21 protein-coding genes are annotated in these 21,405 nt (G+C 64.4%); 10 read left to right on the top strand and 11 right to left on the bottom strand.

Annotation, left to right across the window (positions count from 1 at the left end; all coding sequences use genetic code 11):
- Positions 1-4 precede the first annotated feature (4 nt).
- From QZ648_RS20695 to QZ648_RS20685, 3 genes are all read left to right on the top strand, one after another.
- A complete protein-coding gene (locus QZ648_RS20695) occupies positions 5-688 on the top strand; it encodes a fumarylacetoacetate hydrolase family protein (RefSeq protein WP_169068185.1) in 684 nt (227 codons plus the stop codon).
- A gap of 61 nt (positions 689-749) precedes the next feature.
- The gene (locus QZ648_RS20690; RefSeq protein WP_169068184.1) at positions 750-1,307 is read left to right on the top strand and encodes a Gx transporter family protein; all 558 of its coding nucleotides are present in this window, start codon (positions 750-752) and stop codon (positions 1,305-1,307) included.
- 184 nt (positions 1,308-1,491) lie between these two features.
- Positions 1,492-2,106: a flavin prenyltransferase UbiX gene (locus QZ648_RS20685; RefSeq protein WP_291998174.1), complete on the top strand. Its 615-nt coding sequence runs from the start codon at positions 1,492-1,494 to the stop codon at positions 2,104-2,106.
- 228 nt (positions 2,107-2,334) lie between these two features.
- Here QZ648_RS20685 and QZ648_RS20680 read toward each other — a convergent pair whose 3' ends face one another.
- The 5 genes from QZ648_RS20680 to QZ648_RS20660 are packed head-to-tail and all read right to left on the bottom strand — an operon-like array spanning position 2,335 to position 8,934.
- Positions 2,335-2,772, bottom strand: a complete 438-nt coding sequence (locus tag QZ648_RS20680) for a hypothetical protein (RefSeq protein WP_169068183.1) — start codon at positions 2,770-2,772, stop codon at positions 2,335-2,337.
- A 44-nt stretch (positions 2,773-2,816) separates the two neighbouring features.
- Positions 2,817-5,921, bottom strand: coding sequence for an efflux RND transporter permease subunit (locus tag QZ648_RS20675; RefSeq protein WP_291998173.1), 3,105 nt, complete (start codon positions 5,919-5,921; stop codon positions 2,817-2,819).
- A 1-nt stretch (position 5,922) separates the two neighbouring features.
- The gene (locus QZ648_RS20670; protein ID WP_291998172.1) at positions 5,923-7,074 is read right to left on the bottom strand and encodes an HlyD family efflux transporter periplasmic adaptor subunit; all 1,152 of its coding nucleotides are present in this window, start codon (positions 7,072-7,074) and stop codon (positions 5,923-5,925) included.
- Positions 7,071-7,613, bottom strand: a complete 543-nt coding sequence (locus QZ648_RS20665) for an LPXTG cell wall anchor domain-containing protein (RefSeq protein ID WP_291998171.1) — start codon at positions 7,611-7,613, stop codon at positions 7,071-7,073. Before QZ648_RS20665 ends, QZ648_RS20670 begins: the two co-directional genes overlap by 4 nt.
- Before the next feature lie 10 nt (positions 7,614-7,623).
- The gene (locus QZ648_RS20660) at positions 7,624-8,934 is read right to left on the bottom strand and encodes a TolC family protein (protein WP_291998170.1); all 1,311 of its coding nucleotides are present in this window, start codon (positions 8,932-8,934) and stop codon (positions 7,624-7,626) included.
- 1,060 nt (positions 8,935-9,994) lie between these two features.
- Here QZ648_RS20660 and QZ648_RS20655 point away from each other — a divergent pair.
- The gene (locus tag QZ648_RS20655) at positions 9,995-10,630 is read left to right on the top strand and encodes an NAD(P)H-binding protein (RefSeq protein ID WP_291998169.1); all 636 of its coding nucleotides are present in this window, start codon (positions 9,995-9,997) and stop codon (positions 10,628-10,630) included.
- Positions 10,631-10,871: 241 nt separating this feature from the next.
- The gene (locus QZ648_RS20650; RefSeq protein ID WP_291998168.1) at positions 10,872-11,735 is read left to right on the top strand and encodes an NAD-dependent protein deacetylase; all 864 of its coding nucleotides are present in this window, start codon (positions 10,872-10,874) and stop codon (positions 11,733-11,735) included.
- Here the strand turns inward: QZ648_RS20650 and QZ648_RS20645 are convergent.
- A complete protein-coding gene (locus tag QZ648_RS20645) occupies positions 11,644-12,222 on the bottom strand; it encodes a hypothetical protein (protein WP_291998167.1) in 579 nt (192 codons plus the stop codon). The two genes, QZ648_RS20650 and QZ648_RS20645, sit on opposite strands and share 92 nt — an antisense overlap.
- Before the next feature lie 390 nt (positions 12,223-12,612).
- On the opposite strand from QZ648_RS20645, the gene QZ648_RS20640 reads away from it, so the two are divergent.
- From QZ648_RS20640 to QZ648_RS20630, 3 genes are all read left to right on the top strand, one after another.
- Positions 12,613-13,131 carry an NUDIX domain-containing protein gene (locus tag QZ648_RS20640; protein WP_291998166.1) on the top strand — a complete coding sequence of 173 codons (519 nt, stop codon included), beginning with the start codon at positions 12,613-12,615 and terminating at the stop codon, positions 13,129-13,131.
- Between the two features lie 196 nt (positions 13,132-13,327).
- Entirely contained in the window at positions 13,328-15,721 is a 2,394-nt protein-coding gene (locus QZ648_RS20635) for an ATP-dependent DNA helicase (protein ID WP_291998165.1), read from the top strand.
- The gene (locus QZ648_RS20630; RefSeq protein ID WP_291998164.1) at positions 15,718-17,337 is read left to right on the top strand and encodes a GIY-YIG nuclease family protein; all 1,620 of its coding nucleotides are present in this window, start codon (positions 15,718-15,720) and stop codon (positions 17,335-17,337) included. The genes QZ648_RS20635 and QZ648_RS20630 overlap by 4 nt, the downstream gene beginning before the upstream one ends.
- Before the next feature lie 357 nt (positions 17,338-17,694).
- On the opposite strand, the gene QZ648_RS20625 is transcribed toward QZ648_RS20630, so the two are convergent.
- The 5 genes from QZ648_RS20625 to QZ648_RS20605 form a co-directional block, all read right to left on the bottom strand.
- Positions 17,695-18,162: a fasciclin domain-containing protein gene (locus QZ648_RS20625; protein WP_291998163.1), complete on the bottom strand. Its 468-nt coding sequence runs from the start codon at positions 18,160-18,162 to the stop codon at positions 17,695-17,697.
- Between the two features lie 172 nt (positions 18,163-18,334).
- The gene (locus tag QZ648_RS20620) at positions 18,335-18,742 is read right to left on the bottom strand and encodes a hypothetical protein (protein WP_291998162.1); all 408 of its coding nucleotides are present in this window, start codon (positions 18,740-18,742) and stop codon (positions 18,335-18,337) included.
- A 207-nt stretch (positions 18,743-18,949) separates the two neighbouring features.
- Positions 18,950-19,132 (bottom strand): hypothetical protein, encoded by a 183-nt coding sequence (locus QZ648_RS20615; protein ID WP_291998161.1) that lies wholly within the window; start codon positions 19,130-19,132, stop codon positions 18,950-18,952.
- Positions 19,125-19,307 carry a hypothetical protein gene (locus QZ648_RS20610; protein ID WP_291998160.1) on the bottom strand — a complete coding sequence of 61 codons (183 nt, stop codon included), beginning with the start codon at positions 19,305-19,307 and terminating at the stop codon, positions 19,125-19,127. Before QZ648_RS20610 ends, QZ648_RS20615 begins: the two co-directional genes overlap by 8 nt.
- A gap of 53 nt (positions 19,308-19,360) precedes the next feature.
- Entirely contained in the window at positions 19,361-19,945 is a 585-nt protein-coding gene (locus QZ648_RS20605; RefSeq protein WP_291998159.1) for a high-potential iron-sulfur protein, read from the bottom strand.
- A gap of 129 nt (positions 19,946-20,074) precedes the next feature.
- Between QZ648_RS20605 and QZ648_RS20600 the strand changes: the two genes are divergently transcribed.
- Positions 20,075-21,088, top strand: coding sequence for a MerR family transcriptional regulator (locus QZ648_RS20600; RefSeq protein WP_291998158.1), 1,014 nt, complete (start codon positions 20,075-20,077; stop codon positions 21,086-21,088).
- A complete protein-coding gene (locus tag QZ648_RS20595) occupies positions 21,081-21,251 on the top strand; it encodes a hypothetical protein (protein WP_291998157.1) in 171 nt (56 codons plus the stop codon). The genes QZ648_RS20600 and QZ648_RS20595 overlap by 8 nt, the downstream gene beginning before the upstream one ends.
- The last annotated feature ends 154 nt before the right edge of the window (positions 21,252-21,405 follow it).

Raw genomic sequence — 21,405 nt, 5'->3', positions numbered from 1 at the left:
AAGCATGCCCTACGTCTTTCCGCCCGCCGCCCAGGTGTGCGTACCCGTCGCTGGTAGTGACACCCTCTTCCCGGTGCGCCGGGTTTACTGCGTCGGGCAAAACTACGCTGCGCACGCAGCCGAAATGGGTGCCGACGGGCGCCAGCCACCGTTCTTCTTCAGCAAGCCCGCCGACGCGCTGGTGCCTGGCGGCGGCGATGTTCACTATCCACCGGCCACCGGCGATCTGCAGCATGAGGTCGAACTGGTGGTCGCGCTGTCCGGAGGAGGCGCTGCGGTCTCACCGGCAAAAGCCCTCGAATGGGTCTATGGCTACGCCGTGGGCCTTGATCTGACCCGTCGCGACCTGCAGCGCGCGGCCAAGGAGAAGGGCCACCCATGGGACATGGCCAAGGGTTTCGATCAAAGCGCACCGATCGGCGCCATCCAGCCGCGGGCCAGCATCGGTCATCCCGAGCACGGCGCCATCTCGCTCAAGGTCAATGGCCAGCTGCGCCAGAACGGCGACCTCGACCAGATGTCGTGGAAGGTCGCCGAGGTGATCGCCAATCTGTCGACCTACGTCGAGCTGGCGCCCGGTGACCTGATTTTCACCGGCACCCCGGCCGGCGTATCGAAGGTCCAACGCGGCGATGTGCTGGAAGCGAGTGTCGCCGGCGTCGGCGAACTCGCGGTGAAACTCGTCTGAAAGCCGTAGCGAGCTTGTCGAGCGCAGCGGCAACATTGCCGCCGCCTTGCCGAGCACGCCGATGCGCGAGGAGCGGCCACTGATACGCCTACTCGCAACGCCTGAAGACCACCGCATCGCGCAGCTTGCAGCAGCGGCAATCGGGCTATCGCTGATTGACGCGGCCATCCCGCTTCCCCTGCCGGGGGTCAAGCCCGGGCTGGCGAACATCGTCACGCTGATTGTTCTCGCACGTCACGGCTGGGCGGCGGCGGCCTGGGTCACCGGCCTGCGCGTCTTTGCCGGCGGCCTGCTGCTCGGCTACTTCCTTTCGCCGGGCTTCTTCATGAGCCTCACCGGCGCGCTCTTCAGCCTGCTGACGCTGGGACTGGCCTACCGCTTACCGAGACGCTGGTTCGGCCCGATCAGCTGGAGCATCCTGGCCGCATTCGCGCACATCGGCGGCCAACTCCTGCTGGCACGACTATGGCTGATTCCCCACAATGGCCTGTTTCTGATGGTCCCGTTTTTCGCCGTCGCCGCGCTCGTCTTCGGTATCATCAACGGCCTGCTGGCGACGCGCCTGCTCGAAGAGCTGGAAACTGACGTTCATGACCCGTCGAGCTACCCCAGGTCATGAACGTCATGAACGTTCCCCTCTCACTTGCAGTGCGCATTCCGGCTTGCACGCCGGAATCGTTCGCCGGGCAGGGAGCATGCTCCCCGAATTCCCCGCCTCACCCCTGGCCCTTCTCCCGCAGGGGGAGACGGGAGTTTCGTGAGTCGCTTACGCGACTTTCACATTGACATGACGGAGGTCGAAAATGCCTGAAACCATCTGCCTGGCCTTCACCGGCGCCTCCGGAATGCCCTACGGCGTGCGTTTGCTCGAATGCCTGCTGGCCGCCGACTGCCGCGTGCAACTGCTCTACTCGCAGGTCGCACAGATCGTCGCCAAGCAGGAAATGGGGCTGGACTTGCCGGCACGCGCCAGCGACGCCCAGGCCACGCTGCAGGAACGCTATCGAGCCCTGCCCGGCAGGCTGGAAGTTTACGGCCGCGAAGAATGGTTTGCGCCGGTCGCCAGCGGCTCCAACCCGCCCGACGCGATGGTCATCTGCCCGTGCTCGATGGGAACCCTGGCGGCGATTGCCCAGGGACTGGCCAGCAAGCTGATCGAACGTGCGGCCGACGTCGTCCTCAAGGAGAACCGCAAGCTGATTCTGGTACCGCGCGAGACACCGCTGTCCGCCATCCATCTCGAGAACATGCTGCGCCTGGTGCGCGCGGGAGCGGTCATCCTGCCGCCCAACCCCGGTTTCTATAACCATCCGCAGTGCGTCGAGGACATGGTGGACTTCGTCGTGGCGCGAATTCTCGATCAACTGCGCGTCGCGCATACGCTGATCCCGCGCTGGGGCGCCGTCGCCGGCGAATGAGCGCCGGAGTCGTTGCCGAACAAGTACGCCTCGCGCGCCGGCCGGCGGGCGCGCGCACCCCTGGAAATGCGGCGACATGGCACCGGTTCCCGGCCTGACCCCGGACGACGTCGCGCAGATCACCGCCCTACGTGCAACTGGAGCAGCACAAGGTCGGCATTCGCGAGCTCCAGCGACGGCGATCCGGCCGAGGAGAAACACCAGACAGCGCTGCCATCTGCTCGCCGCCTACTTGCTCCCCGCCAGCGGCGTAAAACGCGCCTGCTCGGCCGCTTTTCCGGGCACGGTGATCGAGACGACGACCTTCATGTCCGGCGTCGATGCGTATGTGGCGCCGCCTTGCATGCGGTTGTCGCCGGCGGCGGTCAGCGTCGCAGTGCTCTTCTCCTTGCCAGCGAGGATGGTCGCCGTACCGGTCGCGCCGGCCGTCGCGATCTTGGCGCCGGCATGGTCGGTGACATGCACGACGACCGCGCTGTCCCTGGCTTCCCTGTTGTCGCTGGCGACCACCAGCTCGAAGTGATAGGGACCCGCCATGCGCAACTGGCCGCCATTGGCCCCTTTCTGGGTATCCAGATAGTCGTCGGAATGGGCGAGCAAGGGCTGGCTGGCGAGCATGAAGGCGCTGCTGGAGGCGGCGAGAAGCAGGGCTTTGATCGGTGGCATGGGGAAACTCCTTGTTGGTTGAAACAGGTTCAGCAGTCTCGGGGTCAGAAGCTTTCGCTGTCATGCGCGGCGAGCAGGCGCTGCAGCGCCGGCTTGCCCCACAACGAGAACATCAGCGGCGTCAGCAGGCTGTCGAGCAGGGTCGAGCTGATCAGCCCGCCGAAGATCACCACCGCCACCGGGTGCAGCACTTCCTTGCCCGGCGCGTCGGCCGAGAGCAACAAGGGCAGCAGCGCGAAAGCCGCCACCAGCGCCGTCATCAGCACCGGCGTCAGGCGCTCCAGCGAACCGCGGACGATCATGTGCTGGCCGAAAGTCTCGCCTTCGAAGGCGCACAGGTTGATGTAGTGGCTGATCTTGAGAATGCCGTTGCGGGTGGCGATGCCGGTCAGGGTGATGAAGCCGACCAGTGCAGCGACTGACAGCGGCTGCCCGGAAATCCACAGCGCGATGACACTGCCGACCAGCGCCAGCGGGATGTTGCCCATGATGATCAGGGTCAGAACGGCCGAACGGTAGCGGCTGTAGAGGACCATGAAGATCATCGTCAGCGAGATCGTCGCCAGCAGGCTGATCAGCCGCGCCGCCTCCTCCTGCGCCTGGAACTGCCCTTCTAGCGCGGTGAAATAGCCATCGGGTAGCGGTTTGGCAGCCAGTGCGCTGCGGATGTCGGCGATCACTTGCGACATGTCGCGGCCGTCGGTGTTTGCCGAGAGCACGATACGGCGCCGCGAGTTCTCGCGGCTGACCTGGTTGGGGCCGTCGCTTTCCTCGACGCTGGCGACTTTCGACAGCGGCACGTGCCCGGTCGGCGTTTCGATTAGCAAGTCGGCCAGCGCCTGCGGGCTGCGCGCGCTTTCCGGCAGGCGTACCAGCAGGTCGAAGCGACGATTGCCCTCGACGATCTCGGTGATCCGCTCGCCCTCGATCATCTGTTCGAGACTGCGCAGCAGATTGCCGGGGGCGACGCCGTAGCGCGCCGCCTGCTCGTAGTCGAGATGGATCTTCACTTGCGGGATGAGTACCTGTTTCTCGATCTGCAGATCGGTGACGCCGGGGATCTGCGCCAGCCGCGCGCGCAGTTCGGCGGCCAGGCCGCGCAGGGTGTCGAGGTCGTCGCCGTAGATCTTCAGCGCGATCTGGGCGCGCACGCCCGAGAGCAGGTGATCGAGGCGGTGCGAGATCGGCTGCCCGACATTGGACGCCGCCGGCAGCGTGGCCAGACGTTGCCGGATGTCGGCGATGATTTCGGCGCGGCCGCGATCGGAAGCCTTGAGGTCGACGTCCATCTCGGTGTAATGCACGCCTTCGGCATGTTCGTCGAGTTCGGCGCGCCCGGTACGCCGGCCGACCTTGGTCACCTCGGGAACCTGGGCGACGAGCTGCTCGGCGAGTGTGCCTATGCGGTTCGATTCGCTCAGCGCGGTGCCCGGGTTGAGCAGCACATTGACGGTCAGGGTGCCCTCGTTGAACGGCGGCAGGAAGGAACGCGGAAAGAAGGGCACACTGGCGGCGACCACCAGCACCAGCAGCAGCGCACCGATCAGCAGGCCACGCGCGCGTGCGAAGGACCAGTGCAGCAGGCGCGCGTCGACACGCTTGAGCCAGATCACCAGCGGGCTGTCGCCGGCATGCAGTTGCTGCATGCGCGGCAGCAGGTAGTAGGCCATCACCGGGGTCAGTGTCACCGAGACGATCATGCTGGCGAGAATCGAGACGATGTAGGCGACGCCGAGCGGCGTGAACAGGCGCCCCTCGATGCCCGGCAGGACGAACAGCGGCACGAACACCAGAACGATGATCAGCGTCGCGTAAACAATGGCCGAGCGCACTTCCAGGGTCGCCGCGGCGATCACCTCGACGACCGGGCGTGGCGTGCTGGCGGCGCGGTTGAGCTTCAGGCGGCGCAAGACATTTTCGACGCCGACGACAGCGTCGTCGACCAGTTCGCCAATCGCAATCGCCAGCCCGCCGAGGGTCATGGTGTTGATCGACAGGCCGAAGTAGCGGAAGACCAGCGCCGTCGCCAGCAGCGATACGGGAATCGCCATCAGCGAAATAATCGTCGTGCGCACGTTGAGCAGGAACAGGAAGAGAATCACCGCGACGAGGATCGCGCCATCGCGCAGTGCCTCTTCGACGTTGTTCACCGAGTGCTCGATGAAATCGGCCTGCTTGAAGAGGAAGGACGGCGCCTCGATGCCTTCGGGCAGGCTCCTGGCGAGTTCGTCGATGGCTTTCTCGACTTCGCGAGTGAGCAACACGCTGTCGGCGGCCGGTTGCTTCTGCACCGAGAGAATCACCGCCGGCTTGCCCTGGAAACTTCCGTCGCCGCGCTTTATCGCCGGCGCCAGCTTGACGTCGGCGAGCTGCTTGAGAACGATCGGCTGGCCGTTCCTGACGGTGACCACCAGGTTCTGCAGATCCTCGATGCGCGCGCTGCGGCCGATCTGGCGGATCAGGTATTCGCGGCCCTGCACTTCGAGAAAACCGCCGCTGGTGTTGGCGCCGAAGTCGCGCAGCGCGGCTTCCAGCTTCTCGCGTTCGACGCCCAGGGCCTGCAGCTGCGCCGGGCGCAGTTCGACGCGGTACTGGCGCACTTCGCCGCCGATCGGGATCACCTGCGCGACGCCCGGGATGGTCAGCAGGCGTGGTCGCATCACCCAGTCGGCGTACTCGCGAACGGTCATCGGACTGACTTTGGCAGGGTCGGCAGGAATGGCGATGAGCAGGATCTCGCCCATGATCGACGAAATCGGCCCGAGCTGCGGGACCACCCCCGGCGGCAACTGATCGCGGACTAGGTTCAGGCGTTCGGCGATCTGCTGGCGGTTGCGGTAGATGTCGGAACCCCACTCGAACTCGACATAAATGATCGACAGGCCGATGCCGGAGACCGAGCGCACGCGCGTCACCCCGGGCATGCCGTTCATTCCCGATTCGATCGGGAAAGTGACCAGCTGCTCGACCTCCTCCGGCGCCATGCCGCCGGCTTCGGTCATCAGCGTCACCGTCGGCTTGTTGAGGTCGGGGAAGACATCGACCGGCACCTGGCGCAGGGTGATCGCGCCGTAGATGATCAGCAACAGCGAGATGCCGAGGACGAGCAGCCGTTGCTTGAGGCTGGCGCGGATAATCAGTTCGAACATGTCAGCGCACTTGCGAGAGCAGTCCGGCGCCCTCGATCACGACGCGATCGCCGTCGTGCAGGCCGTCGCTGATCGCAACCGTGTTCGCATCGAGCGCTTGCGGATGCACCCGGCGGGCGACAAAACGTTCGGCCTCGGTATGCACCCACACCGCCGTCTCGCCGGCACCGATGCGCGTCAGCGCCGAACGCGGCACGGCGGCGCCCTCGATCTCGTGCGCCGTGCGCACGATCACCTTGAGTGGTTGCCCGACGGCGACCAGGGTGTTCGGCGTGACGATGCGAAATAGCAGGGGCAGCGCCTGCTCACGCATCTGCCGGCCACCGCCGACGAAAGCGAGCTCCAGCGCGCTTTGCTCGGACAGGGCGCTGGCCGAAATCAGCGTCGCGCCAATGCCCGCCTGGTAGGCCAGTGCCTCCACCGCCAGCCGCGATGGGTCGATAATCTCGAAGAGGATTTCCTTGGCATCGACGACCTGACCGGCGACCAGGCTGCTGGCGCTGATCACGCCGGCCGCCGGTGCGCGCAGGGGCTCGGCGCCGTCGATGCTGGCGCTGGTCGCCGCCAGGCGCTTGCGCAGCGCGCCGCGCTCGATGCGTGCGGCTTCGATTTCCTTGTGCGCCACGGCCCCTTCAAGCGCTTGCAGCCGGCGCAGGCGTGCTTCCGCAATCGCCAACTCGCCGGCCAACTCCGCTTGCTGTGCCCTCTGGTTACCCCGCTCGATGGCACTGCTGACCGGGCGCAGGTAGGCCAGGATCTCGCCCTTGCTGACTTTCCTGCCGGGAACCGGCATGCCTTTCGGGCCGGGTTCGATGCTACCGGCAAACGTCGCCTGCACGCGGCCGCCGGTCTCCGGGTCGGCGATCACCTGGCCGTTGAGTTCGATCGTCGCGGAGAGCGGAGCGATGACGACGCGCTGGCTGCGCACGCCGATCTGCCGCTGCAGCGGCTTGGGCACGAACAGGCTGCCGTCAGGCAGGCGCTGCGGCGATGCGGCGTGGCGCCCGCTGGCCGTGGCGCCGTCGCCTGGCGTGCTGGCCGGCGCTGCTGCGGCGGCTTTGTTGTCCTGACTGTGATCCTCGCCGCCATGCGCCAGCGCGGCACTGGCGAAGCAGGACAGCGTGACGGAGGCGAAAATGCTGCGCAAGTTCATGCTTGGTGGCCTCGCGGGGATCGGTGTTGCCGGCGGCGCCGGAGCAGGAGCAAGGCGGCGCCGGCGAACAGCAGCCCGGCGGCCAGGAGCCAAACCGCCCACTCGCTCCAGGCATGGGTGTGCGGCGCAGCGGTGCCTGGCGGCTGCGAGGTATCGAGGATCAGCGATAGCAAATCAGCATTGTCGCTGGTCTCGATGCTGATGGTCAGCGGATGCCTGGCCGCCGGAAAGTCGGCGGCGAGTTGAAGGACGTAGGTACCGGGTGAGGTTTCGCTGGCCAGGCCTTGCGCATTGGTCACATCACTCTCGACTTCGACCTTGGCACCCGCCACCGGCTCGTTGCTCGCGAAGCGATCGACATAGACCAGCAGTTTCCCGTCTTCGAGGACGGCGACGACTTCGAAGTCGGCGGTGGCGGCACTGGCCCGTGGCGCGACGCTCTGGCTGAGCGCCGGGGGCGGCGCGCCATGATCTTCGCCGCCGTGGCCAAAGGCCGAAAACGCGACCGTCAGCAGGGCGGTGGCCAGAAGCTGCTTCACGACAACACTCTCACGGCAGCACTCCCAGGGTCTGATTGAGGCGCGAAATGGCCGCCGCACGGGCAATCCCCTGGCGGCCGAGAAAAGTGTCGGCAGCGTAAGCGGCAGAACGAATACGCAGCAGCGTTGCCAGGTCGGCTTCGCCCAGGGCAAAGCTTTTTTCCGCCAGGCGCAGGCTGTCGCTGCTCAGCGTGCGCCGCTGCTCGGCGAGCGCGTACTGGCGCTCGGCGGCCTGCAAAGCTTGGCGGGCACGCATGGCGTCGAGCTCGACGCGCTGCTCGAGGCGCTGCATTTCAGCGTCGCTCTGATCGGCCTCGGCCTGCGCCGCCGAGCTTTCACGGCGCACCAGGGCCCCTGAAGAAAAGGGGATCTTCAGACGGATGCCGATGCTGTCCGAATACGATTCATTGAAGTCGCTGCGTTCGCGAAGCGCGAGCAAGCTCACTTCGGGCGCCGCGCGCCGCGACTCTTCAGCGACCTTGACCTTGGCGCGGGCACTGCGCGAAGCGGCTGCGGCGGCGGTCAGCTGCGGGTGCAAGGGTGAGGGTGAAAAGGTCTCCGGTGCCAACGGCTTTGTGCCGCCATGCCCTGGCGTCGCCGGCCGTTCGGCGCTGATCGACGACGGCGCGGGTGCCCCGGTGAGTGCGCGAAAGACGTGCTCCGCCTGCAGCAAGGAGCTGTCGGCGTCGATCGACTCGGCTTCGGCGGCCTGCATTTCCATTTGTGCCAGGTTGGCGTCGATCCGCGACAGATCACCAGCCTGGTAGCGACGCTGGACTTCGCTTGCCAGCGCGCGCGCAGTCTCCAGGCGACCCACCGCCAGGCGGGCACTATTACGCGCTGCGGCCAGCGTCCACCACGCCTCGCGCAGCGCGCCGGCGAGTTCCAGGCGCAGGGCGGCGCGCCTGGCGCCGACTTCATCGAAGCGGCTCTCGGCCTCGGCTTCGCGGGCCGCTTTCTGTCCGGGCAACCACAGGTAGGCGTTCAGCTCGACGGCGATCTCGCGCTTGCCGCGATTGCTGTTCAGCTGGTCGTTGAGCGCGCCGACGCTGACCGACCCCGGCTCCGGCGTCAGCCCCGAGGCCAGTTCCTGCGCCGCGCGCGCTTCGCCCTCGCGGGCGTCCACTGCTTTCGCCTGCGGGTTTCTTAGCCACGCCTCTTCGAGCCAGAATCCCAGGCTGCCTTCCGGCGCCGCTGGCGGCGAAGCGGCCATTCCCGACAGGCTCAGTAGCACACCGACCAGGCACGCTGCCAAGCGCAATGGCCAGCACACGGCGCGCTGCGAGTGCGGCGAGTGCGCCGGATCAAGGTCTGCTGTCATTCCATGGCTGGTAAAAACCGCGGCCGGAAGCCTTGCGCTGTGGCGCAAAACAGCCTGCGCCCACATCCCCAACTTCTCGCGGTCGTCAGGCACCTCTTCGACCCTGAGGCTGGTCACCGCGAAACCCTTGCCGCCAGGATCCTCGGCCCAGCCGCCACCACAAGCGCAAGTGGCGCTCTTGAAAACCTCGACCCGCGCAGCATCCCGGGCGAATGCATTGGCGGACGATACGACGGCGGGCGCGACGAGAAGGCGAGAAGGCGAAATGGCTTCATGACAAGATCCCGTTCCGGGAGTTGAACTGGCAAGTGACATCTGGTGGCGCATTCTGCATAACTTGCCCGCACAGCAGGCTGACGCCCGGATTACATTCCTGTAACTTCTGGCGAGCGGCCATTCGCGCCGGGGAAGCCGGGCGAAAAATCCCGCAGTCGGAAGCTCGGCCGGCATCGACCCGGAGCGGCCCAATGACCGCTGCGATCTCAATGACCGCTGCGATCGCACTGGCAGCTTACGGATCCCAAAGCTGCCGGAGGCGGGGATCACTGATCCGGCGGCAGTTCGGCCATTGCGGTCATTGGTGCTTTGTGGCACCAATGACCGCAATGGGCAGGTCAGCGGTCGTAGCTCTGGATGTTGGCTCGAACGACCGGTTGGCACTTCAGGCTATTACTGGAATCGACCCTTTCCCGCTTGTCGAGGCTCTCAGGCTGAATGACCGGATTGCAGCGTAACCTGCCTGTCGGAACAAATTACTAATGGATATGATCTGTGCAGCTAGCGAGGCTCGCTGAAAAGGCATTCTGAAAGGCTGCTCATCTGTGCATTGCAGCCACTCTCTGGGCAACAGGAACTGGCAGTGCTGGGGGTGCGCTGCGGAAGGTTTTCTGGCGACGCTTGGGACTTCCTGGCGCGACATCGGCGATTGACTGAGGCGGCCACGATAGAAGACACTCATGCATAATGCGTTGAATTTCCTATTCTTGGGACCTTCGTCGACCGCACCGATTTCGCATCATCCCAACGTGGGGACACTACTGAGAGTAAATGGAGGTTGATCATGGCGCGTGTATTAATCATCGGGGCCAGTAAAGGCATCGGTCTGGAGACCGTCCGAAGCGCACTCGAGGCAGGCCATCAAGTGCGCGCGCTGGCGCGATCTGCCACCAGCATCAGCCTCACGCTTCCGCAGCTCGAGAAAGTGTGTGGCAACGCGCTCGTCCGCGAAGATGTCGAGGCGGCGCTGCAAGGCGTGGATGTCGTGATCCAGACGCTGGGTGTAAGCTTCACGGAATTGTTCGGTCCTGTACGTCTGTTCTCCGATGCGACCCGGGTGTTGGTGGCCGCAATGGCGGCGCGAGGCATCAAGCGCTTGATTTGCGTGACGGGATTCGGCGCCGGCGACAGCCGGGACAGCATTAGCGTGCTGCAGCGGCTGCCGTTTCACGCGGTGTTTGGCCGCGCCTACGCGGACAAGAGTATCCAGGAGCAATTGATCAAGGAGACTACGCTGGACTGGACGATCGTGCGCCCCGGCGTGTTGACGGGCGGCGTAAGCACCGGGCGCTACCAGGCGCTTGATCAGCCGTCACAGTGGCGCAATGGCATAATTGCGCGGGCCGACGTCGCCGATTTTTGCGTGAAGCAGATCGGCAATCCGGCCAGCGTCTGCAAGGCCTATGTGCTTGTGAATTGATGCGCTGCTGTATTAGCCTCTGGCGCTTGGTAGAACAAGTCGTTCCTTATTCCTCACGCCGTTGATGCTCGGCCTCGGCGGTTTCCCATCGAGCTGGCCGCAGCCGGATACTGCGGAATCCAGCGCGCCGCGCTGACTGGCCGCCGGCGCTATCCTCATCATCAATGGCGAGTCTGCCTTCAAGGATTTGCACCGGCTGGCGGATCGAGAACGGGAAGGCTAGATCGATGTCCACCGCAGCATGACCGCTAGCGATGACCTTAGTCTGATCAGCACTCTGCTCCAAACCGGCCCGCTGGCCGTGATTACCGGCGCCGGAGTCAGCACTGCCAGCGGCATTCCCGCCTACCGCGACCAGAATGGCCAATGGCTGCAGTCGAAGCCGATTCAGCATCAGGAATTCCTGCGCTCCGAAGCGGTGCGCCGGCGCTACTGGGCACGCAGTTTTGTCGGCAGGCCGACCATCGGGCAGGCCGAGCCCAACGCGGGACACCGGGCATTGGCTGAACTCGCGGCGCTCGGCGCGATCAGTGCGCTGATTACCCAGAACGTCGATGGCCTGCACCAGAAGGCGGGCAGCGTTGGGGTAGTCGAACTGCACGGCGGCATCGACCGCGTGCGCTGTCTGAGATGCCAGGAGATCTACCCGCGCAGCACCCTGCAGGCCTGGCTGCGCTTGGCCAATCCAGGCTTCGACGCCGATTCGGCGGACCGCTTCCGGGTCGCGCCGGATGGCGACGCACATCTTGAAGACGCGTCTTATGCCGGTTTTAGCGTACCCGACTGTACTTCCTGCGGCGGCGTGTTAAAACCGGACGTGGTCTTCTTTGGCGACAGCGTGCCACGCGAACGGGTGGCACACGCTGCTCGCGCGATTGAAGTGGCGGCCGGACTCCTGGTGGTCGGGACGTCGCTGACGGTCTATTCGGGTTTTCGTTTTGCCGATCAGGCACACAAACTCGGCAAGCCGGTGTATGCCATCAACCGGGGCGCCACCCGCGCCGATCCGCTACTCACCGGCAAGGTAGAGGCGGACTGCGGCGAGACGCTCTACCGCCTTCTGCGGGATTTCGCGCCAGGACCTTTTGCGGAGATTTGCGGATGAAACAACTTTCTTTTTTGCTGCAGCCGCGCCTGCTCAAACTGATTCCACTACTCACCCTGCTCGCCGCCTGTACGCGCATCGGTTCCCCTCGGCGCAACAGCGCCGGCTTGAAGATCGGCAGAAAGGCCTTGGTGTTCTCGGCCAGGGCGAAGGCGGCATAGGGGATGAGCCGCGTGGCATCATCAATAAAAGCAATCAGATAGGCCTTGTGCCGCTGACCCCGTTCGCCGGTGGCGACGGTGGGGCCATGCATGACATCGCTCATCCACAACTCGCCGGCCTGGGCGAAGGCAAAGCGCCGACGGTCTTGCTCAGAAGGCTCCGCCGTCTTGTGCATCAGGCCGGTACGGCTGAACAGACGATGGACGGTTGAGCGCGGCACGGGTTGCGCCTCTGTAGCGATCCCACGTTCGAAGGCGACCCGGATGAGTTGCGGAATGGACAACTGGGGCAACTCTTCCTTTAGGGCGATCAGATGATCGGTCACGACCGGCGGCAGAGCGCGGGAGCGACCGCGATCGGAGCGGGATTTTGGCAGCAATCCTCCGAGTCTGGCGTACCGATGTTGGCCTCGGACAGGATGCGCAAGTGTTCATGAAAAAAACTTGCCTCAGTGCGCGCCGTTTCGCAGAAATTGGATTTCCCGAAGGGCCGCTCCTCACCCTATTTTGGCCGCTCGCCAGGGGTCAGGCAGTGCTTGCGGTGCCATTGGACTATTGGCGACGCCTGTGACGTTTGCCGCATGCCCGCCCAGAATCGGCGATTGACGACTTCACACTGCTTCAGCCATACTCCTTCAATCCATGATATCCCATTGGATTTCTTGTCCTTTCTTTGTCCTCTCCTTCCGCCTGCTCAATTCAACCGAGGACACCGCATGCCAGGCCCGCACCTGAAAAATTCGTATTGTTCGTATTGCGGTGCCGCCTACGCCCTGGATCAGCCCTGGCCGCGGACCTGCGCCGGCTGTGACGCAATCAGCTACGTCAATCCGCTGCCGGTTTCGGTGCTGCTGCTGCCCGTGGATGACGGCGTGCTGGTGGTTCGGCGGGCGATCCCGCCGCGCCAGGGTCAGCTGGCCCTGCCCGGTGGGTTCATCGAGCAGAACGAATCCTGGCAGGCCGCAGCGGTACGCGAACTGCGCGAAGAGGCTGGAATCATCGTCAATCCGACCGAGTTGCGGCTCTTTGATGTGCTGAGCGCGCCGGATGGTACGGTGCTGGTCTTCGGTACCGCCCTGCCGCGCCGCGCCAGCGAACTGCCGGCATTCGCTGCCAGTGCCGAGGTCAGCGAACGCAGGGTGCTGGCCCGGCCCGAGCCTCTGGCATTTCCACTGCACACTATGGTGGTCGAACGTTGGTTTGCTGAGCGCCCATCTGGTGGTGATCCCGCATAGAGAGAAGCTCCGCCTAGCACCCGTAATGCATGGAAGCCCCCCGGAGTCCGCCAAGGGTTGCTATGCAATGCTTGGCGACCGCCATGCACAGTTTGAAACTTTGTGCAGACTGTTCGAGTGTCTCTGGTGCGATTCAATCCGGGCATGGCTTTAAAATTGGGTTGTTTTAATGGCTTGTCTGCGGTTTGATACCTCCATGAGCCGAGCCATCCCGATAGCCGTCCGCGATTTCGCGCTGCCCGCGCCCCGGACCGGAAGCATCGAGGTCCACTCGGGCTACGGGGCCACGACCGAGCAGGGTGTCGAAATCCACGTCTCGCTCCAGGCGGAGCGTTCGCGGCAGATCGAAGGCTACGAGGCCGAGGTGGCGCTGGCTCACGTGTTCGCGATCGGCAAGCTCTTGTTCCGCGTCGGCGGGCGTATCGACGGCATCGTCCCCGGCCAGCCGCCGCTCCTCGAGGAGATCAAGAGCGCCTTCGACGCCGAGGCGCTCGCCCGGCGCCTCGAAGCCACTCCCGATCATCCATATAGGCTCCAGCTTCAAACCTACGCCTACCTCTACAACGAGAAGCACGGCGTCGTCCCCGTGCTCCGGATGACCGTCGTGTCGACCCGCACCCGGGCGCTTGTGGTCGAGATGCCTTTAGAGTACGACGCGGCGCGCTACGAAGCCTGGCTCGGCCGCCGCCTCGCCGAGCTCGAGGAAGAGGAGAAGGCGCGCCGCGCGCTCGACCGCCGGCGGAAGAAGCTTGGGGCGGCGCTGACCTTTCCCTTCGCCACGCCGCGCCCCGGTCAGATCGAGCTCATGGCCGAGCTGGAGACGGCGCTGGTGGACAAGGACTACGTCATGATCCAGGCCCCGACCGGCCTCGGCACGACGCTCGGCATCCTCCATCCGACGCTCCGCCACGCCCTCCTCGGCGGTAGCCCCGTCATCTACGTAACACCCAAGAACAGCCAGCACCGCGTTGCCGAGGACGCCGTCCGCCAGTTCCAGGAGGCCGAATCTAAAAAATCGGGCATTCGCTCGCTTACCCTGACCGCCAGGAGTCGCATCTGCATGAAGGACGAGCCCGTCTGCACGCCCGAGCGCTGCGAGTTTGCGAAGAACTATTACGCCAAGGTTGCCGCCGGCAAGCTCACCGAGAAGCTCGTCAGGCACCCCCTCGTCACCGAGGCGACCTTGAAGGGCTTCGCGCGGAAATACGAGGTCTGCCCCTACGAGCTCTCCCTCGGCGCGGCACCGCTCTTTGACGTGATCGTTGGCGACTACAACTACGTAATCGGCCCCCATGGCCTGGTCGGGCGGATGACCGCCGCCCTGCGCGGCAAGGCGTGCCTGCCGAGCCTTGTCGTCGACGAAGCCCATAACCTCTTCGTTCGGGCCAACGAGAACCTTTCGGCGGCGCTGTCACGAAACGAGCTCGAGCGACTGGAGGGAGACGCCGCCTTGCTCTCGCCCGAGTTCGTCGACGACGCCCGCGCACTTGCCCGCGCGGCCGTGGCGCTGATCTCCTCGGTCGCTCCGGCCAGAGGCAACGTGGCTCGCGTCACCCCGGCGCCGAGGAAGGTCGAGCAGCTCGGCGCGGCAGCCCAGGGCCTGATGGCGCGCTACCTCGCCTCGCCCGCGATGATTGGCGCCAGGGATCCTGTGCTGACCCTCGTTCGCAGCATCGACGGCCTCCTCGCCGCGCTCGCCCAGCCAGCCGACGCGTTCGTCACGCTCTACGAGCGGGATAAAGGAGACGAATTCCTCCGCGTCGTCTGCTGCGATGCGCGCGACGCGCTCGCCCAGTCGTTCTCGGCGTTCAGGCGGGTCGTTGGCTTCTCGGCGACGCTCAAGCCGTTCGACTACTACGCGCGGCTTTCCGGCTTCAACCAGGAAAGTCTCCACACGGCCGAGTTTACCTCGCCGTTTCCGAAGGCCAACCGCAAGCTGCTGATCATCCCGCAGGTGTCGACCAAGTACAGGGATCGCGCGCGCGAGGTTGGCAGGATCGCCGACGCGGTCCAACGCATCGCGGCTGTGCGCCCCGGAAACTACGTCGTATTCTTCCCGAGCTTCCAGTTCCTCGCCGATACGGCAGCGTACCTGACACCACCGCCCGGGTTAACGCTCCTTGTGCAGAAGCCACAGATGACACGTCACGAGATAACCGCCTGCCTCCGGCAGCTCGCCGAGCCCGGCCAGCACAACTTGCTCCTGGCGGTCGCCGGCGGCGGACTATCCGAGGGCGTCGACTATCCGGGAAACCTGCTGGTCGGCGCCATCATCGTCGGGCCGGCGATTCCCGGCGTCGGACCGGCGCGCGAGGCGCTGCGTGACTACTATCAAAAGCACTACGGCCAGGGCGACGACTACGCCTACACGTATCCAGCCATGGCGAAGGTGATCCAGGCCGCGGGGCGCGTCATCCGCTCGGAGCTCGACCGGGGCGTGATCGTGCTGATCGACGGCCGCTTCGTCGAGCGAAGCTACAGCGACCTGATGCCGCGCGACTGGTACGTGGACTCGGTGAGGGAGCTTGTCTCGACGAGCATCCTCTCTGATCTGCACGCCTTCTGGGGCAGCGCGGGGGGCACGCCATGAGGCTCGAGGACGTCGACGCCCTGTTTCTCGATGCCCAGACGACCGCTACGACGCCAACGGCCGGAAGGATCCTGGAGCTGGCCTGGAGCCGCGGCATCGAGGGGCCTGTCGAGGGCGCCGTCGTGCGCGGCCCGGCCGACGAGATCATCCCGTCGCGCATTCTGAAGCTGACCGGCCTCGAGCCGGCGGACCTGACGCTTGCGGTGGCGGAGGAAGCGGTCTTCGCGCGCCTGCACGCCGTGGTCGAAGCGCTCCCGAGGCCGCTCGCCGTCGTGCACTTCGCGCGCTTCGAGGCGCCGTTTCTCGACGAGATCTGGCGAAGGCACACGGCGGCCAGGAACCACCCGTTAACGATGATCTGCACGCACGCGATCAGCCGGCGCATCTTCCCCGACCTGCCGAGCCGGAGCATCCGCGCCATCGCCGGCTACTACGGCCTCGGCGTCGACGCCGCGAAGCGGGCCGCGAGCCACGTCCATGCGACGCGCCACATCTGGTGCGCGCTTTGCAAAGAGCTGGCGGAGAAGCACAGCGTGACCACCGTCGAGGGACTCACCCAGTGGCTCAAGGACGGCAAGCCGCACAAGGGCGCGAACCGGGTCAAGCCGATGCGCCGCTTCCAGGTCGAGCGCGACGTCAGGCTCGCCTTGCCCGACGCACCCGGCGTCTACCGCATGCTCGGCCCCGGGGGACGAATTCTATACGTCGGGAAGGCGACGTCGCTCAAAGCGCGCGTCAACACCTACTTCCGGCCGAGCCAGAAGCACGCGTCCGACAAGCTGGAGATGCTCACCCAGGTTCAGAAGATCGAGGTGACCCCGTGCGAGACTGCGCTCGAGGCCGCGCTACTCGAGACCGACCTGATCAAGCTGCACGCGCCGCCCTACAACGTCGCGCTGAAGACCGGCGACCGCCGCCTCTCGCACTTCGACCACGAGCTTAGACCCGCGGTCGTCGAGACGAGCTACCGCTATGGGCCCTTTTCCGGAGAAGATCCATTCGCGGCCCTGCGCGTGATCGAACTGGCACTTACATTGCCGGTCGCCGCACCCGAGCTCATTCCAACCCTGTTCTTTCGCGACGTCGAGCCGAGCGTGGCGACCGAAGGGTTGGCCCTATTCATGGCGGTTTGGCCGACCTCAAGGGTTCCGACCCTGCGCGCGCTGCTCGCTCAGGGCGTGCGCGAGGTGCGCACGCTGGTGGCCAGGATGGACTCCACCCCCGAGGAAGAGGAAGAAACGGGGGTCGATGCGAACGACGACGCGATGCTCGGCGATACCGTGCACGTCGTCACCCCTGAGGAGGTAGCCACGCGCCTAGTCAGACTGATCCACCACGCAGCGCGCCTTTGGATCAGGGTGGGCGCTCTGAACCAGCTTTCGTCGAGCACCATTGTCTGGCGGATGCCCGGCGAGCGCCTCCACCGCTATCTCGTCCTCAAGGGCGGCGCCGTCATCGCGACCGGCTTTGCCGTGGACGAGGGCGACTTCCCGAGCGCTCCGGCAAAGGCGGCGTGCAACTGGACGGTCCAGACCTACGACAGGGTACGCGTGCTCTGGAGCGAGCTCGCGCGGATCCGTCGCCAAGGCGGCGTCGTCAGCGTCATCACGGGTTGATACTCGGGGTCTTGGTGAGGGTACCCGCCACTGACGTGACGTTTGGCGAGCTCGACCCCCAGCCATCGGCGGCCGTGGCATGCTCGCGCGGGTGCTGTTTGGCGGAGCGCGCACATTCCCTGAAATCGTTGCCGCTGAGTCAACGTCGTTAACAGTCAAAGGCTTATGGGGGGGTGGGACTCTCGCGACAACGGGTAGCGTCGCGACCTGCGTCAGTAGCGGGGAGGACTGGCCAATGCTTTGACCGGCCCTACTGATCCGCGCGTGGTGTAAAAATTGGACCGAACCGACTCTCGATGGAGGCGGCGGCCCCATTCGTCCTGGACAGAAGGCGGGCGAACCCGCCTTCCCCGGCACTCATTTAGGCATCAATACCGAGTCGATGGGATGGATCACGCCGTTGCTGGCCATGACATCCGTAGCCACCACGTTGGCACCATTTACCTTGACCCCGCCGTCGGTGGTTATATGCAACATCCCACCCTGTACGGTCTTTACGTCTCCCGCCTTGACGTCTTTGGCCATCACGACTACGGGCACGACGTGGTAGGTGAGTACCGCCGATAATTTGGCCTTGTCCTTGATCAAGGCGTCGAGTTGGTCCTTCGGTATCTTGGCGAAGGCTGCGTCGGTCGGCGCAAAGACGGTGAACGGGCCCTTGCCCTTGAGCGTATCTACCAGACCGGCGGCTTGCACTGCGGTGACTAGGGTCTTGAAGTTACCGGCACCGATGGCAGTATCGACGATGTCCTTATCGGCGGCAACAGCAGACATGCTCAACGCGGTGAGCGAGGCGGCGAATAAAACAGGCTTGAGTTGGAACATGACTTTCTCCTGTAAAAATAAGAAAAACTTCTTGGTGCAAGAGACTTTAGCCTCTTTGTCTAAGACAAGTTGAAAGAAGCTAGGTTCGATGTTTCGGTGAAATTTTCTTGTTTTTTGTCACCGGGATGATTGCACGGCGACTAGTAGAGCGTTCCGAGAAGACATTTACGTATCAAGCGACCGCTGGATCGAGCGTCTTCCAGCGAAAGACAACTGGCGTGGTGTTTTTTTCCTCAATGCCTTTGGGGAGGCTGCGAGTCTTGAGTTCAGGGACCGAATCGACACGGATACGGCGCAGGAGGGCACGCGCCCTTCTTGAGAAGGCACATTTGATTGGGTTGAGCCGGCAACGATGTTCGGACGTACGAACATGTTCAAGAGGCTCGGGTCGGGTCGCCAATGAGGCCACGATCTCCTTCAAGAAATGAGCCGAGCGGTTGTCGAGGGCAAAGTGAGTGATGGTTTCCGGCGGCCGGCAGGCGTTCATGTCCTGGACTAGAGCAATAAACTCGACACCACAATGCCGATCCGCAGCAGGACTGGACATCAGGGTGGAAGATGTCCAGGCGCTGAGCGACATCGCAATGTGCGTACGCCGCCGTGTCACGCCAAAGAGTACGACCTTGGGCCAATTGCCGTCCGCAGCCGCCCGTCGATGAGGACAAGTGGCTTGTCGGGCCACATTTGACTGTCGTTGTGGCCTCCGCGCCCGGGACTCGGCACCGCCGTCGCCGGAACCGGAACGCGAAAAGCTAGCAGGATGCCGCCCCTTCGACCCCACCACCGCTCAGGTCACGCGGCCGGAGTCGACGACGGCACGATTGGCGGACGTCGCCGCGCGCGGCACCTGCGCCTGGCGCGCCCTACTCTCGTCCGTCATCTTGCCTATCTCACGGAAGGCCGTGATGAGAGCGACTACGATAAGGCCGAAGCACACGACGCCTACGTAGAGAATGGTGGTATCAGTCATGGCTGACTCCTTTGAGGGCGAGCAATCTGAAATAGATGCCGAAGCCGAGAATCGACGGGACCCAAACTGCCGTGAATAGGCCTTCCTCCTTTTGGCCGTTGAACCAGAGAAAGCCTGAAACGGCAAACGCTATAAGCACCGAGATGAAAATGCATATGTCAGATAGTTTGATCATGAAGCTTGTCCTTTCGCGGTGTTGCGGTTGAAGAAATGAATGTGGCGGCGCGATCAACGCCTCCAGAGGGCCCAAGCAGCGACCAATAGGCAGGCGATCGCCGCAGAAGCGTGAGCGCGCAGGGCAGTTTCGCCCGGCAGGACGAAGGCGAATGGAACGACGCCGAAGACCCCCAGGGGCAGCCAAGCCACCAGCACTAGCCCGGCTGCAAATACTCCGATACCGAATCGATGGCGCAAACTGGACGGGTGCCCATTAGCGGACGCCATCGATGTCCTTTCCAGCCGTGAAGTCTTCTTGACCCAGACGATGCAGCAACCCTTGGCGTTGACCTGCTTGCCGCCAACGACGGCGCATGGCGTCGAGCTGTCTTCTGCATCGCCGGCGAAGTGCTGGCTGTTGCTGCAGAAATGCCCCTGGGTGAAGGTGACCTGCTTCTTTGCATCGACCCCTAAGGCGTCGCGCACGTAGCCCAAGGAAATCGCTCGCTTGTCGGAATCCGCCAAGCGGATCCGCTGGGCAGACGAGATTCCTCCAGTTCCCAGGCCGAAGGCGCTGGCTGGAATCAGAGTGAAGAGCAATCGACGGCATGCAGCCTCCTTGGCGACAAGTGATTCATCAGAAGTGCCGATGAGCAAGCGACCCCATATTGACACGTTCCAGTCACAAGGTGGACTGCGATGAAAGTGTGCTGTACAATAAAAGCGTGACAAACGGAATACAACAAGCGGTTCTATCGGCAACAACATTGACCATAAGAGGCCAAAATGAGTGACCCCGTAAGATCTGGTGAGTCGGAAGCTGGCGCTTACCGCAGTGGTGTCGCGGCACGTCTCGCCGGCGTGCCCGTCAACACGCTGCGTATTTGGGAAAGGCGGTATGCGGTGGTCGGACCGCGTTTGAGTTCGGGTCGGCAGCGCCTCTATTCGGCGGCAGACATCCGGCGCCTGACCCTCATCAAGCAACTGGTCGACATGGGTCATCCGATAGGTACGGTGGCCTCGGTCGACAGCGACGGGCTCGCTGCCATGCGTGCTGCGTCTGAGACCTTGTACGACAAGCCTGCTCGCCAGGATTCGGTGCAGCATGACCCCGCAATCCGAGTCGCGCTGGTCAGTCCGCTCCTGATCGCACAAAGGGTCCAAAGTGCGTTTGCCGGGAGCGCGCTCAAGGTGGTGGCGAGTTGCCCGGACCCGGCGCAAGCGTTGACGGCGCTGGCAGGGGTGGCGGCAAACGTCGTAATCGTCGAGTTGCAGACCTTGCACGATGGTGATCTCGAACGTGTGGCATCGATAAAGGCGGCCTGCGGAGCTGCCCGTGCGATCGTGTTGTATCGCTTTGCGCCGAGCGCTTTAATACGGCGAATGCGGGCGGCCGGTCATGCGGTGGCGCGCGCGACCTCGGATGCCGGGGAGATCGAGGCGATTTGCCTTGGCCTGGTGCGTCGGCCATCCCTCGATGCTATTGCTGCGCTCGGCGGGCCAGACGCCGCCGACGCGCCTCCGCCGAGATTCGACGAGCGCGCGCTGGCCGAATTGTCCAACCTTTCCCGCACCATCGAATGCGAGTGTCCGCGGCACCTGGTGGATCTGGTGATGAACCTGCACGCGTTCGAGAACTACAGCGCGGAATGCGCCAGCCGCAACCCCGCCGACGTCGCCTTGCACCTAGACTTGCAGCGCGCCACCGGAATCGCACGCGCGATCGTCGAACAGGCGTTGGCACGCCTGGCCGCCGCCGAGGGCTTCGTGCCGTTCGCTTCGCCAGACCCGCATGGATAGACTTCATCCTTTCGCCCTGCAGGTGCCGGACATCGCCGGAGCCCTGCGCTGGCACTGCAGTGGGTTCGATGTTGAAATTCGCTATCAGGACGGTGCGCGGGGGATGCGGCGCTTCGACGACACTAGTCTGGCCCTGGCCGCTACGCGCTCAAACCCGCCGTAGAGGTGGCCAATATCACCCCGCCGTAACCAACGGCCGCTCCCACCGCGCGGAATGTTGCGGCGAATCCCCGCTTTCCAAAAGCTCGACCGGCATGAATGGGCCGGAGGGATGAGTAGCGCTCCTCGGTAAGCAGTCGCTCGGGGGCAACGCTCCA

It is taken from the genome of Candidatus Accumulibacter sp. ACC012, from assembly GCF_907163155.1.
Lineage (GTDB): Bacteria > Pseudomonadota > Gammaproteobacteria > Burkholderiales > Rhodocyclaceae > Accumulibacter > Accumulibacter delftensis.
Note: the sequence above shows the minus strand (reverse complement) of the source record. Positions and strands in the feature narration are given on the sequence as shown.